Below are 13,911 nucleotides of genomic sequence, written 5' to 3' on the forward strand. Positions count from 1 at the left end.
GTCCTCTGCGTCCACAACTTCTCCCGCTTCGCCCAGCCCACCGAACTCGACCTCCAGACCTTCAACGGACGCCACCCCGTGGAGCTGATCGGCGGGGTGCGCTTTCCGGCCATCGGGGAACTCCCCTACCTCCTGACGCTGGCGGGACACGGGTTCTACTGGTTCCGGCTGCGCAAGGAACCGGCGTAGGCTCCGGCAGCGCGACGCCCTCGCGGGGCGGTTTCCACCGCCCCGCCCTGGGCACTCCTACGCACAACCGGCCCCTCGGACGGACCACTCGCACCACTCGCACCCCTCCACGCACCACCGGCACTCCCGCACCCTGCCTTGTCCGCGACGCGGAAAGGACGCGACGCCATGTCGGAAGCCGCCACCCGCCCCACCGCACACGCCACCGCGCTGCTCGCCTCACTCGACCCGCTGCTGCGCGCATGGCTGCCCCGGCAACGGTGGTTCGCAGGAAAGGGGCGTCCCATCAGCGCCCTGGAGGCGGTGACGGCCACCGAACTCCTGCCGCGCAGTTCGCCGTCGGGCCTGCTCCACCTGCTCCTGCGGGTCCGCCAGCCGGTCGTCACCACGCAGGCCACCGCACTCGACGGCACCGAACTCGCCGCGGACTGCTACCAGTTGCTGATCGGGACGCGCCGCACCCTGCCGCCCCACCTGGCCTCCGCGCTGATCGGCCACGTCACCGAGGGCCCGCTCGCCGGCCACACGGTGTACGAGGCGCTGCACGACCCGCACCTCGCCGAACTCCTCCTGGAACGGCTGCGGATACCGGGCCGGGCCGGTGTGCTCCGCTTCGAACGCGACATGTCCGTCGAGATCCCCTCCGGTCTCGGCCCCCGGCTGCTCGCCGGTGAGCAGTCCAACACCTCGCTGGTCTACGGAGATACGTTCATCCTCAAGCTGTTCCGCCGCGTCGTGCCCGGCATCAACCCCGACCTGGAACTCCCCCTGCAGCTCGCCCGAGCGGGCTGCGCCCGGGTGCCCGCACCCGCCGCCTGGTTCCTCGCGGACCTGGCGCACGGCACGGCCGCCGCGGCCGAGACCTGCGGCCTCGGGGTGCTCCAGCCGTTCCTGGCCGGGGCCGAGAACGGCTGGGAGCTCGCCCTCAGGATGCGCGCCAAGGGCGAGTCCTTCACCGGCGAGGCACGGGCGCTCGGCCGCGCCACGGCCCAGGTGCACGCCGCTCTCGCGGCCGCGCTGCCGACCGTCACCCTGGGCCGGGCACAGGTCGAGGCGAGCGCCGACGCCATGGCGGACCGCCTCACCGCCGCGGCCCGGGCCGTCCCCGCCCTGCGGCCGTACGCACCCGGGCTGCTCACCGCCTTCGAGGCGCTGGCCGACCTGGGCGCGGAGGGCCAGTCGTGGACGGCCCAGCGCATCCACGGCGACCTGCACCTGGGGCAGTGCCTGCGCTCCCCGGACGGCGAGTGGTCGCTCATAGACTTCGAGGGCGAGCCCGCGCGGCCGCTCTCCGAGCGGCGCCTGCCCCAGCCGCCGGTCCGCGACGTCGCGGGCATGCTGCGCTCCTTCGACTACGCGGCGTCCCACGGCACCTGGGAGCCGCAGTGGGCCGATGACTGCCGCGCCGCGTACTGCTCGGGATACGCGGAGGTCTCGGGCCGCGACCCCCGCACGGACCCCGTCCTGCTGCGCGCCCACGAGACCGACAAGGCCGTCTACGAAGTCCTCTACGAGGCCCGCCACCGCCCCGACTGGCTGCCGGTCCCCCTGGCCGCGGTCCGCCGTCTCGCCGAGGACGGCTCCGCCGACGAAGCCCACTGACCATCCCCGAGGAGGACTCTCCCGTGACCCCCCGCCCCCGCAAACCGTCCGACGAAGCCGCCGCCCCAAGCACACCGGCCACCCCGGCCGGCAAGGGCGCGGCGAGCAGGAAGAGCCCCAAGGCGGCGAAGCCCGCGAAGAGCACCACGAGCACCACGAGCACCACGAGCACCAGGAGCGCGAAGAAGGCGGCGGCGAAAGCTCCGGCGAAGGGCGAGCGCCGCTCGCCGGCCGCAGCCGCGGTCTCCGGCTCTCCAGTCACCGGCCCCCCGGACACCGAATCTCCCGCCACCGAATCTCCCGCGACCGAGTCCCCCGTCACCGAGTCCCCGGTCACCCAGGACGACCGCGTCCGGCTGCTGAGCGGCACCCACCACGACCCGCACGGCGTCCTGGGCGCCCACCCCGTCCCCGGCGGCACGGCCTTCCGTGCGCTGCGCCCGTACGCCAAGGCGGTCACCGTGATCGCCGACGGGCTCCGCGCCGAGCTGCGCGACGACGGCGACGGCTTCTTCTCCGCCGTCCTGCCGCTGCGGGCCGCGCCCGACGACTACCGGCTGCGCGTCACGTACGAGGAGACGGAGCTGGAGATCCACGACACGTACTCCTTCCTGCCCTCGCTCGGCGAGTTCGATCTGCACCTGATCGGCGAGGGCCGTCACGAGCGGCTGTGGGACGCGCTCGGCGCCCGCCCGATGATCCATCAGGGGGCGACCGGCACCCGGTTCACGGTGTGGGCGCCCAACGCGCGGGGCGTGCGGGTGGTCGGGGGCTTCAACTTCTGGGACGGCGTGGGCTTCCCGATGCGCTCGCTCGGCGGCAGCGGCATCTGGGAGCTGTTCGTGCCGTCCGTCGGCGAGGGCGAACTGTACAAGTTCGAGATAACCCGGCCCGACGGTTCGAAGACCCTGCGCGCCGACCCGCTCGCGCGCCGCACGGAGACGCCGCCCGCGAACTCCTCGGTCGTGCACGAGTCGCACCACGAGTGGCACGACCAGGAGTGGCTGGTGCGCCGGGCCGAACTGCCCGCCCATGAGGCGCCGTTCTCGGTGTACGAGGTACACCTCGCCTCCTGGCGGCCGGGGCTGACCTACCGTCAGCTCGCCGAGCAACTGCCCGCGTACGTATCGGACCTGGGCTTCACCCATGTGGAGCTGATGCCGGTCGCCGAGCACCCCTTCGGCGGTTCCTGGGGCTATCAGGTCACCGGCTTCTACGCCCCGACCGCCCGCCTCGGCACCCCCGACGACTTCAAGTTCCTGGTCGACGCCCTGCACCGGGCGGGGATCGGCGTCCTGATGGACTGGGTGCCCGCGCACTTCCCGCGCGACGACTGGGCGCTCGCCGAGTTCGACGGCCGCCCCCTGTACGAGCACGAGGACCCGATGCGGTCCGCGCACCCCGACTGGGGGACCCTCGAATTCGACTACGGCCGCAAGGAGGTCCGTAACTTCCTCGTCGCCAACGCCACGTACTGGTGCGAGGAGTTCCACATCGACGGGCTGCGCGTCGACGCCGTCGCCTCGATGCTCTACCTCGACTACTCCCGCGAGCACGGCGAGTGGACCCCGAACGCGCACGGCGGCCGCGAGAACCTCGACGCCGTCGCCTTCCTCCAGGAGATGAACGCCACCGTCTACCGCCGCGCCCCCGGCGTCGTCACCATCGCCGAGGAGTCCACGGCCTGGGACGGCGTGACCCGGGCGACGCACCACCAGGGCCCCGGCGCCCCGAACAGTCCAGCACGCGGCGGCCTCGGCTTCGGCCTGAAGTGGAACATGGGCTGGATGCACGACTCCCTCGGCTACGTCTCGAAAGAGCCGGTGCACCGCAAGCACCACCACAACGAGATGACGTTCTCGATGGTGTACGCGTACAGCGAGAACTACGTCCTGCCCATCTCGCACGACGAGGTCGTGCACGGCAAGCGCTCGCTGGTGTCGAAGATGCCCGGCGACTGGTGGCAGCAGCGCGCCAATCACCGCGCCTACCTCGCCTACATGTGGGCCCACCCCGGCAAGAAACTCCTCTTCATGGGACAGGAGTTCGCGCAGGGCGCCGAGTGGTCGGAGGGGCACGGCCCGGACTGGTGGCTGCTCGACCCGGCGTACGGCGCGGAGGCCGACCACCGGGGCGTGCGCGACCTCGTCCGCGAGCTCAACACCGTCTACCGGCGCGAGGGCGCCCTGTGGCAGCGCGACACCGACCCCGGAGGCTTCTCCTGGGTCGAGGGCGACGCCGCCGAGGACAACGTCTTCGCCTTCCTGCGCTTCCCCGCGGAGGGCGGCGACGGGACCCCGCTGCTCGCCGTCTCGCACTTCTCCCCGGTCGTCCGGCACGGCTACCGCCTGGGCGTGCCGGACGAGTTCGCGGCCTGGCAGGAGGTCCTGAACACGGACGAGGCCCGCTACGGCGGCGGTGACGTCACCAACCCCGACCCCCTCAAGCCGGAGCCGGTGGCGTCCCACGGCAGGCCCGCCTCCCTGCGCATGACCCTGCCACCGCTGGCTACGGTGTGGCTCCGACCTGCTTGAGAGCGACGGGCAGCTCCTCGGCGTACAGGACGCCGAGGCGCTGCGTGGCCCGGGTCAGCGCCACGTACAGGTCGCTCGTGCCGTACCGCGCGGGCTCGACGACCAGGACCGTGTCGAACTCCAGGCCCTTCGCCTGACGCGGGTCGATCAGGACGACCGGCCGCGTCAGATCCGGGGCCTGCCCGGCCGTCACCCCGGGCAGCTCGGCGGCGAGCTCCGCGTGGAGCTCGCGGGGGGCGATCACCGCGAGGCGCCCCTCGTCACGCGCCTCGGCGGCCACCGCGCCCGCCACGGCGGCGGGCAGGTCGTCCGCGCGGCGCGCCCAGGGGCGTACGCCCGTGGACCGCACCGAGCTCGGCGGCATGAAGTCGGGCCGCTCCAGGCGCGGCACCTCCGCCGCCACCTCCATGATCTCCACGGGCGTGCGGTAGTTGACGCCGAGCCGGGTGTACTCCCAGCGGTCCTCGACGTACGGCGCGAGGATGCTCTCCCACGACCCGCAGCCGCCCGCCTCCGCGGTCTGCGCCGGGTCGCCGACGAGCGTCATGGAACGGGTCGGGCAGCGGCGCATCAGCAGCCGCCAGGCCATCGCCGAGAGCTCCTGCGCCTCGTCGACGATGATGTGCCCGAACGCCCAGGTGCGGTCGGCCGCCGCGCGCTCGGCGGCGCTGCGGTGGTCGGTCTCCTCCTGGCGCTCGGCCATCCGCTCCGCGTCGATGATGTTGTGCGCGAGCAGGACCTCGGCGTCGTCCTCGTCCTTGTCCTCGAACTCGTACGTCCGGGAGGCGCGCGAGACGTCGAGGACGCCCTGCGCGTAGGCGATCTGCCTGGCCCGCTCGGCCTCGGCCGCCGCCCGCTCGGCGCTGTCGTCGTGGCCGAGCAGTTCGGCGGCCTCGTCGAGCAGCGGGACGTCGGCGGGTGTCCAGGCCGACCCGTACGGACGGCGGATCGCCCGCGCGTCCTCCTCGTCGAGGCCGGTCGGCTCCGCCAGGAAGTCGGCGAGGAAGCGCTGCGGGGTGAGCGTGGGCCACAGCTCCTCGATGGCCGCGTGCACGTCGCCGCTGGCCGCGATGGCCTTGCCGAGCTGGGCGATGTCGTCGGGGCCGAGGAAGTTCGGCCCGCCGTACGGGTCGTGGCCGATGCGCTCGGCGAGCTGCGCGGTCAGCGCGTCGATGATCCGGAACGCGAAGTGCGGGCGGCCGAGGTTGTGCGGCACGTCGGCGGCGCGGGCCGCCTCGCGCGCCTGGTCGGCGATCGTCCAGTCCAGGATCAGATCGCCGTCGTCGTGCTCGATCACGATGGGCTCGCCCGGCTCGGGCGTCCGCTGCCGGTCGCGTACGGCGGCGGCGAGCACCTCCGCCAGCTGCGCGCGCCCCTTCACCTCGGCCGCCTCGGCGCTGTCGGTGCCGGTCGCGGTCACGCCGGGGAAGAGCTCGCCGACCGTGGACAGCAGCACGCCGGTCTCGCCGAGCGCGGGCAGGACCTCGCCGATGTAGCCGAGGAAGGCCGGGTTCGGGCCGACGATCAGGACCGCGCGCTTGGCGAGCAGCTCGCGGTGGGCGTAGAGGAGGAAGGCGGCGCGGTGCAGCGCGACGACCGTCTTGCCCGTCCCCGGACCGCCCTCGACGACGAGGACGCCGCGGTGCGGGGCGCGGATGATGCGGTCCTGCTCGGCCTGGATGGTCTGCACGATGTCGTGCATGCGGCCGGTGCGGGCCGAGTCGAGCGCGGCGAGCAGCACCTCGTCGGCGTCGGCGCCCTCGTGGCCGGTGCGGGTCGTGTCGGCGAGATCCAGGATCTCGTCGTGCAGGTCCGTGACCTCACGGCCCTTGGTGGTGATGTGCCGGCGCCTGCGCAGGCCCATCGGGGTGTGGCCGGTCGCGAGATAGAAGGGGCGCGCGACATCGGCACGCCAGTCGATCACGAGCGGGGTGCGTGCGGTGTCGGCCGCGCGGATGCCGATGCGGCCGATGTGGTGGTCACGGCCGTCGCGGAATTCGAGCCTGCCGAAGCAGAGCCCGTTCTCCCCCGCGTCGAAGGCGGCGAGCAGTCCGGACTGCTCGGCCACCAGTACATCCCGCTCCAGGCGCGCCTGGAGACCCGTTCCCACCTGCGACAACGACGTCTGCACGGCGGTCTCGGCCTCCTCGCGCAGCGCGTCAAGGCGCGCGTACAGCCCGGAGACGAATTGCTGCTCTTCCCGCAATTCCTCGGTTGACAATTCAGCCCCTCGCCAGTTACAGTGCTCTTATTGAATCTTTTCGTGAAGGCGCCATGCTGAATAAGCACAGCTTCGCGAAAGATTCCAATATACGCAGGGAAATGCCCCGGACGTCAATTCGTCCGGGGCATTTTTCTCGGGCGCGATCTCTGGATCTCTGGGGGGAGACCCTCGGAGCGCCTCCTCGGAGCGCCTCCTCGGAGCGCCTCCTCAGAGCACGTCGGCCAACTCCGCGAGCAGCTTCCGCTTGGCCCGCGCCCCCACCATCTGCAGCACGGGCTCGCCCCCACGGAACACGATCATCGTCGGCGCCGACAGCACCCGATAGGCGATCGCGGTCTCCGGGCTGCGGTCCACGTCCAGCTGGACGATCTTCAGCCGCTCCGACTCCTCCCGCGCCAGCTCGCTCAGCACCGGCGCCAGCTGTCGGCACGGCCCGCACCAGTCCGCCGTGAACTCCACGAGCACGGGGCGCTCCGCCTCGCCCAGCACCTCCCCCGCGAAATCCTCGTCCGTCACTTCAGCCACTCCCGCTGCCTTCATATCCCCACTCTCCTCATCCCGCTGCTCATCCCGTCAGTTCACACCACGGCTCGGGGCCACCCTCGGTCGCCGCCTCGGCGCGCGCGAGCTGCGCCCCCACCTGATCGCGCACCGCACTCAACTCGCCGATCAGCGCGTCGAGTTCGGTGAGCTTGCGGCGGTACACGGCGAGCGAGGCGGGGCAGGAGTCGCCCGCCGGATGCCCCGAACGCAGACACTCCACGAAGGGCCGGGTCTCCTCCAGATCGAACCCGAAGTCCTGCAGGGTCCTGATCTGCTCCAGAAGACGCACGTCGTCCTCGTCGTACGTGCGGTAGCCGTTGCCGGTCCGCCGCGCGGGCAGCAGCCCGCGGGACTCGTAGTAACGCAACGTCCGCGTGGTCGTCCCCGCCCGCGCCGCGAGCTCCCCGATTCGCATGCCCTGACGGTAATCCTTGACGTGGGCGTCAAGGCCAGGGGTTGTCCGTCGCCCCCACCCATGAGCGCGGCACCCGCCGCGCGCTCACGACGACTGCACACCACCAGTAGCTCTGAGCAGCGATCCCTTCACAGACAGCTGGTCTACACCTATAGTTGTCGCGCGGTTCGACGATCTTGGCTCAAAGCCAATGATCGCGAGCGGTTTCTGAGCAACTTCCGGGGGCTGTGGCGCTGCGCCACAGGAAGAGGGGCGTCGAGGTGTCATTCCGAAATCAAGGCTGCCCGGACACCCGAGGCAAGTAGCAAAACGCTGCCGAAGCGGAAGGCCCCGCACGGCAGAGCGACAGCACCGCAGCGGACTAAAGCCCGTTCATTGTCAGGGTGTTGCCCTTACATCTCCAGCCGAGGGCAGCACCCGCCCCGCTGTCGACAGGAAGTGCATGAAATTCGGGACTCTGCTCCGCGTCTCACCCGCAGCGTGGGTTGCGCCTTTTGCCCTTGCTCTGCCCCTGCTGTACTACGTGGGCCCGGGTCACCCCCCCCCGGCTGAGACCTACGGGTACGCGCCCACCATCACGTCGTATCCGCTGCGGTTCGCCTATCCGTTCACTTATGCGGTCGTCTCCGCGCTCGCCGCCTGGGCGTCCGGCGCTCTCAAGCAGGCCCACGTGTGGGAAGGCGCGTACCTGCGGTCCCGATATCACATCGCCGCTCGCGCCCTGTTCCCCGTACTGCTGCTGGGCTGGCTCATGTTGATCCTTCCGGCGGCGGTCGCTCTCATCGGCAAACGTGTGTGGCCGACCTGGGACAGCGTCTCGCCGCTGGCGGCCGGCCTCGTGGTGTGTGTGGCGCATGCGGTGATCGGCTTCTTGGCCGGACGCTTCGTCCCCCGTGTTTTCGCCGCGCCCATACTCGCCGTGGTGACGTGGGTGGCGGTTGCCTTCACCGTGACCGCCGACGCGCCCTGGGTGCGCCATGTCTCGGGTGCTTTTCCCGAGCAACTCGACTTCGGCGAGGCCCCTTTGTGGGCGGCGATATGGCCTCACGTCGCCTTCACCGGTGCCATCGCGGCCGGTCTTCTCCTGGCATGGGCCCCGGTGTGTCAACGCGCTGTCGCCGTGGCCACGGGATCGGCGGTCGCTCTGGCCGGCCTGTTCGGCACGTACGAGATGGTCAAGGACTACGACTACACGCCGCCGCTGCGGAACTACGCGGTCACCATGCGGTGCGATCACGTGGGAACCACGCGGGTATGCATGCCAGAGGCCACCGCACACCTGCTTCCCGAGGCCGACAAAGCGGTGACCCGCGTCTTGGGCGATCTCCGTGCGAGGGGTGTTTCCCGCAGTCCACAGCGAGTTGTCGACACCCTCCCGGAAGGCCGTTACGCCACCGAGCCCACGGAAACCGTATGGCGGGTGCCCCTCACCATGGCCATCGAGCGCGAGGACGGGGCGTTCGCCGTCACCGTCGCGGCGACCGGCATGCACTGCGTGAGGCCCGATCCGCTGCTGCGGCGCGTCGTCACCGCCTGGGCGGCGCATGTCACGGGAACCACCGCTTCGTGGGAGAAGCTCCGCCGGAGCATCGACCGGCAAGGGGTTCCGGGAGACGCCGACGGTGAGCTGGAGCGCGTTCTTGCCATGCCGAAGAGTGAGCAGGCGGCGTGGTTCGCCGATGCGTCACAAAAAGCCTGCCGAGGTCAGTGAATGCACTGGTGGTTGAAGATTCGCCGGGTCTGGGTTCCGGTGTCCGCGAGTACGGCGACCGGGGCCGTCGCGGTCTGGATCGGCGGCAGTTCGGTCCTCCTGCCGTCCCTGCTGGCCGGCTCACAGCAGACCGTCCTGACGGTGTTCCTCCCGATTCCCGTCGTCGCCTCCCTGGCCCTGTCACTCGATTCACGGCTGGCCGCCTTCGAGGCCGCGGCGTTCAGATCTCCGCGTACGCATGAGGTGCTCTTCGTGGCCACTTTCCTGGCGGCCTGCCTCGCCGCATCAGCGGCGGTCGCTTCCACGGTCGCGGTGGCCACATTCCGCAACGCGGCCTTCCTCACCGGACTCATGCTCGCGGCACGCCCTTGGGCACGGCAGGCGTCGGTGATCGCTCCGGTCCTGTGGATCGCCGTGGTCGTGTTCTTCTCCCGGACCCCTTACCCCGACCCGGACTGGTGGACCGTCCTCCCCGAACCCGTCTCCGCCCCGCATGCCGCCCTCACCGCCGTAGCCACCCTGGCCACGGGCCTGACCGTCCACCTGTGCGCACGACCGGAGCTACCGTGATCCTCGACCGCGTCACCTATGCCTATCGCCGCTGGTCCAAGCCGGTCCTCGCGGACTTCTCCTACCAGCTGCCCGAGGGGCTGACCGTTCTCCTCGGCCCCAACGGAGCCGGCAAATCCACACTCCTCAAACTCGCCGCAGGCGTCCTGCGTCCCGGAGAGGGCACCGTGACTCTGGACGGCACACCCTCCACGGCACGCGCCTACCGGCGGGACGTGGGGTGGCTCCCTCAGAACGTCCAGCCGATGCCGCAACTCACCGCACGTGAATACGTGGCCTACGTGGGCTGGCTCAAAGGCATGTCCCCGGCGGAAGCCGACAGACAGGCCCCTGCCGCACTGGCCCGGGTGAACCTCACCGAACAAACCGCGACCAAGACACAGCGGCTGTCCGGCGGGCAGCTGCGACGCCTCGGTATCGCCGCCACGCTCGTCCACAGCTCACGCGTCCTGCTCCTCGACGAACCGAGCGCCGGACTCGATCCCACCCAGCGCCGCGATCTGCGCACCGTCCTGACCAGTCTCTCCAAGGACGTGAGAATCCTGATGTCGACGCACGACACCGGTGACATCGCCGAAGAAGCCGATCACGTCCACGTCCTGACGGAGGGAACGGTCACCTTCGACGGCGACACGTCCGAGTTCCTGGCCCTCGCCCCGCCCGACGTGGCCGCAGGCCGCCGCGCCGAGGCCGCCTACACAGTCGTCACTCACGGGGCGGACCACTGAACCGTGGTGTGCGAGGGGCCACTTGGGCTGCTCGACGGGTTCAGGCGGGCGCGGCCAGGGCCGCCCTGAGCCAGTTGTCCGCGGCTCCGGGTGTCGGCTCGGGCCTGCCCGACGGCGGGGTCAGGACCTCGGCGGTGAGCTGCCAGTAGCGGTCGATGCGGGGTTCGGCGGCGAGCATGTGGTGCAGGGTGCGGCGGAAGTCCGCGGTGTCGCGGCGGTTGAGGGCCGCGGCGTGGACGGCGACGAAGCAGTCGAGGGCCTCGCCGCGGTGCGGGGTCCGCCCGGCGTGCAGCTGCGCCGCCGCCAGCTCGTACGCCTCCGGGAGGCCCTCGTAGAGCACGGCGGGGCGGTATCCCTTGCCGGGCGCGTGCACTTCGGGCTGGCCGTGGTCGGTGCCCGCGCGGGGGCCCGCGACGAAACACGGGCGGACGACGAAGTCGTGCAGCCGGGCGAAGGCGAGCACCTGCGCCGGGGTGGGGGCGTCGGGCGGGGGCGGCACCGCCCGGTCGACGACGGCGGTGACCACCCGGGACGGCAGGCGCGCGGGCAGCCAGCACCGCCAGAACCGGGCGATCGCGGTCGTGTCGGGAGGGGTGGACACCGCCCCGACCAGGCGCAGCCGCTCGGCGCGCTCCTCCGCGGTGCAGTCGGTCAGGAGTCGCAGGGCCGCCTCCCGCCAGCGCAGCGCCGCGAGGCGCGAGCCGACCTCCCGCAGCTGCCCGGCGACGATGTCCGCCAGCTCGTCCTCCCGGTCGAGGACGCGGCCCACGTCGGGCACGGGCAGATCCAGGGTGCGCAGGGAGCGGATGAGGCGGAGCCTGTCGAGGGCGTCGGGGCCGTAGCGGCGGTGGCCGCCGCCGCTGCGGGCGGCTTCGGGCAGCAGGCCGCGGTCGGAGTAGAAGCGGACGGTCTTGACGGAGACGCCCGCCTGTTCGGCGAGCTGTCCGATGCTCCACATGCCGTCGGGCAGCACGACTTGAACCTCCCTCAGGGGGAGTTCCTACCGTACCGGCGAGCGCGGGCGGCCGGTCGGCCGGACCGTGCGGACCGCGGGGTGCGCGGTGTACGAGGAGGAGGACACATGACGACGTTCGTGCTGGTGTCGGGCGGGTACACGGGCGGCTGGCTGTGGCGGGACGTGGCCGCTGGGCTGCGGGCGGCCGGGGCGGAGGTGCACGCGGCGACGCTCACCGGCCTCAGTGACCGCCGCCATCTGGCGGGGCCGGAGGTCGACCTCGACACCCACATCGAGGATGTGACGCAGCTGATCGACCACGTCGACGCGCCCGAGGTCGTGCTCGTCGGCTACTGCTACGGCATCTATCCGTCCACGGGCGCCGCCGACCGGCGCCCGGACCGGATCGCCCGGCTCGTGTACCTCGACTCGCCCATGCCCCAGGACGGTTACTCCATGATCGACCAGGTGCGCGAGCAGATGCCGGACGGGCCGGCCCGCGACCGGACGCTGAGTCAGCAGGAGCGGGCCGAGGACGGCTGGCGGATCCCGGCGCCCACCCTCGCCGAGTGGCGGGCCCACGGGAACCTCGCGGGCGTCTGCGACGACGCGCTCGACCGGCTCACGCGCCTCGCCTCGCCCGCGCCGGCCGGCCCGTACGCGCAGAAGCTGCGGATCTCGGAGGCGGTCGCGGCCCTTCCGACGACCGGCGTCTTCTGCACCACCGGCGGGACGATGGACATCGCCGCGCTCGAAGCCCTGGTGGCGTCGGGACTGCCCCTCGTCCAGCACCTGGCCGACCCGCGCGCCACGTTCTTCGACATGGCCACGGGCCACTGGCCGATGCTTTCCACCCCCGACGAACTGACCGACGTGCTCCTGCGCGCCGCGGCGGGCGAGGGCCACCGCCTGACGGCGGCGACGGCCGTCTAGGCGGACGGGGCCGTCCCGCACCGGCGCCGGTGGTAGCCGTACGTCAGGGCGAGGATCAGCGGTCCCCACAGCGCCATCAGGCCGCTGGTCACACCGGCCAGGAGCCGCCACCACTCGCTGGTGTACGGGACGTCGGAGAACCCGGCGAGGTGGAAGGTGCAGAGCACCCAGTCGACCAGCAGTGCGGTGAAGAGCAGCCCCAGGAGGGCGGCGGGCACGATCACCGCGTACGGCGGTATACGTCTGCCGCGCAGCCCCGGCACCCAGCGCGGCACCACCTCGCCCCACGGCCGCACCATGCCGCGGCAGAGCAGCGCGCACGCCTCGGAGAGCAGGCTGAGCGTGACCACGTAGGACACGTTGGCCCACCGGGACCACGACATCGGGGCGACGTCCGCGCCCATCAGGTAGTCGAACCCGATGGGCAGCCGCCACAGGCACACCGGCAGGGCCAGGAGAGGGAGCAGCCGGGCGATGCGTTCCGCCCAGAGCGGTACGGGCCGCGCCGGAGGAGTGGTGACCGTGGTCGTCGTCTCACTGATCGTCATGCGTCCACTCTGGTCGGCGGTGGACGCACGGGCATCACGCGTACGGGGTGATCGGCTCCCCCTCGCGGCGGAGGGCGGCTCCCTCTGAGGTCCCCTGTGCCCGGCCGCTACGCGGCGTCGTCGGCGTCGCTGGCGTCGTCGGCAGTCTTGTCGTAGGTCAGGAAGATCGTGCCGCTGTCGAGGAGGACGGCGTCCGTGCGCTCGTACAGGACTGGGTCGAAGGCGGTCTTGTGCGAGAACAGGGGCGTGCCCGAACCCAGCGTCAGCGGGCCGAGCTTGACGACGAGCCGGTCGATCTCGCCGCGCAGCACCCCGGCGAGCTCACCGCCGCCGCACAGCCAGATGTCCTTGCCCTCCTGCCGCTTCAGCTCCCGCACCTTCTCGACCGGGTCGGTGGCGACCAGCTCGACACCGGGGTCGGGGCTCGTCGTGAGGGTGCGGCTGAAGACGAAGTGCCGCAGGTGCGGGTAGCAGTTGGGCTGCCCGGCGTCGAAGCCGATCATGTACGTCCTGCGGCCCTCCAGGATCGTGTCGAAGTGGGTTCCCCCGGCGGTGATGCCGAGGGCCTCCCTGGCGGGGGCCGGCAGCGTCTCCGGATATGTCTCCGCGAGGTGCTGGACGTAGTCCTGGCCGACCGGCCAGAAGCCGTCGGGGCCCGTGGGGTCGGAGCCGTCGGGGCCCGCGATGAACCCGTCGAGGCTGACGGCGATGAAGTAGACGAGCTTTCGCATGCGGGCTCCTTGGAAGCGGGGGCGGGTCACGCCGTTCGTTGTACTCCGAGTGAAGTGGTCAGAACGTAGTACTTCACTTGGAGTGGTGTCAACGCTTTTTCGGCGATCGATGCGTGGGCGCCGCCCGCCCGGTGACTTCCCCAGAGCCGGTCAAGAGCCGGACAAGAGCAGGAAAGCCCGAAAACAAGAGCCGGACACCGCGAAAGGTCGGGCCGCCCCCTGAGGGGC

Annotated in this window: 13 protein-coding genes; 7 read left to right on the forward strand and 6 right to left on the reverse strand. The window is 71.6% G+C overall.

Annotated features, from left to right (window positions below; genetic code table 11):
* From ACFVYL_RS37490 to glgB, 3 genes are all read left to right on the forward strand, one after another.
* Positions 1-189, forward strand: a 189-nt coding sequence (locus ACFVYL_RS37490) for an alpha-glucosidase C-terminal domain-containing protein (protein WP_389724690.1), incomplete at its 5' end; no start/stop codon positions are given.
* 168 nt (positions 190-357) lie between these two features.
* Complete coding sequence (locus tag ACFVYL_RS37495) at positions 358-1,791, forward strand: maltokinase (RefSeq protein WP_389724692.1); 1,434 nt, start codon at positions 358-360, stop codon at positions 1,789-1,791.
* Positions 1,792-1,814: 23 nt separating this feature from the next.
* Positions 1,815-4,325, forward strand: a complete 2,511-nt coding sequence (glgB, locus tag ACFVYL_RS37500) for a 1,4-alpha-glucan branching enzyme (RefSeq protein WP_389724695.1) — start codon at positions 1,815-1,817, stop codon at positions 4,323-4,325.
* Here glgB and ACFVYL_RS37505 read toward each other — a convergent pair.
* The 3 genes from ACFVYL_RS37505 to ACFVYL_RS37515 all read right to left on the reverse strand — a co-directional run bounded on the left by ACFVYL_RS37505 (position 4,300) and on the right by ACFVYL_RS37515 (position 7,507).
* A complete protein-coding gene (locus ACFVYL_RS37505; RefSeq protein ID WP_389724698.1) occupies positions 4,300-6,546 on the reverse strand; it encodes a HelD family protein in 2,247 nt (748 codons plus the stop codon). The two genes, glgB and ACFVYL_RS37505, sit on opposite strands and share 26 nt — an antisense overlap.
* Positions 6,547-6,756: 210 nt before the next feature.
* Entirely contained in the window at positions 6,757-7,089 is a 333-nt protein-coding gene (locus ACFVYL_RS37510) for a thioredoxin family protein (protein WP_389724700.1), read from the reverse strand.
* 25 nt (positions 7,090-7,114) lie between these two features.
* Entirely contained in the window at positions 7,115-7,507 is a 393-nt protein-coding gene (locus ACFVYL_RS37515; protein ID WP_389724702.1) for a MerR family transcriptional regulator, read from the reverse strand.
* A 442-nt stretch (positions 7,508-7,949) separates the two neighbouring features.
* Between ACFVYL_RS37515 and ACFVYL_RS37520 the strand changes: the two genes are divergently transcribed.
* From ACFVYL_RS37520 to ACFVYL_RS37530, 3 genes are read left to right on the forward strand one after another with little or no spacing between them, the layout of a single operon-like run.
* Positions 7,950-9,218, forward strand: a complete 1,269-nt coding sequence (locus ACFVYL_RS37520) for a hypothetical protein (RefSeq protein ID WP_389724705.1) — start codon at positions 7,950-7,952, stop codon at positions 9,216-9,218.
* Between the two features lie 39 nt (positions 9,219-9,257).
* Complete coding sequence (locus tag ACFVYL_RS37525; RefSeq protein WP_389724708.1) at positions 9,258-9,788, forward strand: hypothetical protein; 531 nt, start codon at positions 9,258-9,260, stop codon at positions 9,786-9,788.
* Positions 9,764-10,516 carry an ATP-binding cassette domain-containing protein gene (locus tag ACFVYL_RS37530; RefSeq protein WP_389724711.1) on the forward strand — a complete coding sequence of 251 codons (753 nt, stop codon included), beginning with the start codon at positions 9,764-9,766 and terminating at the stop codon, positions 10,514-10,516. The genes ACFVYL_RS37525 and ACFVYL_RS37530 overlap by 25 nt, the downstream gene beginning before the upstream one ends.
* Before the next feature lie 40 nt (positions 10,517-10,556).
* On the opposite strand, the gene ACFVYL_RS37535 is transcribed toward ACFVYL_RS37530, so the two are convergent.
* Positions 10,557-11,474, reverse strand: a complete 918-nt coding sequence (locus ACFVYL_RS37535) for a MerR family transcriptional regulator (RefSeq protein ID WP_389724721.1) — start codon at positions 11,472-11,474, stop codon at positions 10,557-10,559.
* 123 nt (positions 11,475-11,597) lie between these two features.
* On the opposite strand from ACFVYL_RS37535, the gene ACFVYL_RS37540 reads away from it, so the two are divergent.
* Entirely contained in the window at positions 11,598-12,404 is an 807-nt protein-coding gene (locus ACFVYL_RS37540) for an alpha/beta fold hydrolase (protein ID WP_389724713.1), read from the forward strand.
* Here the strand turns inward: ACFVYL_RS37540 and ACFVYL_RS37545 are convergent.
* Both ACFVYL_RS37545 and ACFVYL_RS37550 read right to left on the reverse strand, forming a co-directional pair.
* A complete protein-coding gene (locus ACFVYL_RS37545) occupies positions 12,401-12,952 on the reverse strand; it encodes a hypothetical protein (RefSeq protein ID WP_389724716.1) in 552 nt (183 codons plus the stop codon). The genes ACFVYL_RS37540 and ACFVYL_RS37545 overlap by 4 nt on opposite strands.
* 107 nt (positions 12,953-13,059) lie before the next feature.
* Positions 13,060-13,683, reverse strand: coding sequence for a dihydrofolate reductase family protein (locus tag ACFVYL_RS37550; RefSeq protein ID WP_389724719.1), 624 nt, complete (start codon positions 13,681-13,683; stop codon positions 13,060-13,062).
* Between the last annotated feature and the right edge of the window lie 228 nt (positions 13,684-13,911).

The organism is Streptomyces sp. NPDC058308, from assembly GCF_042880275.1.
Taxonomy (GTDB): domain Bacteria; phylum Actinomycetota; class Actinomycetes; order Streptomycetales; family Streptomycetaceae; genus Streptomyces.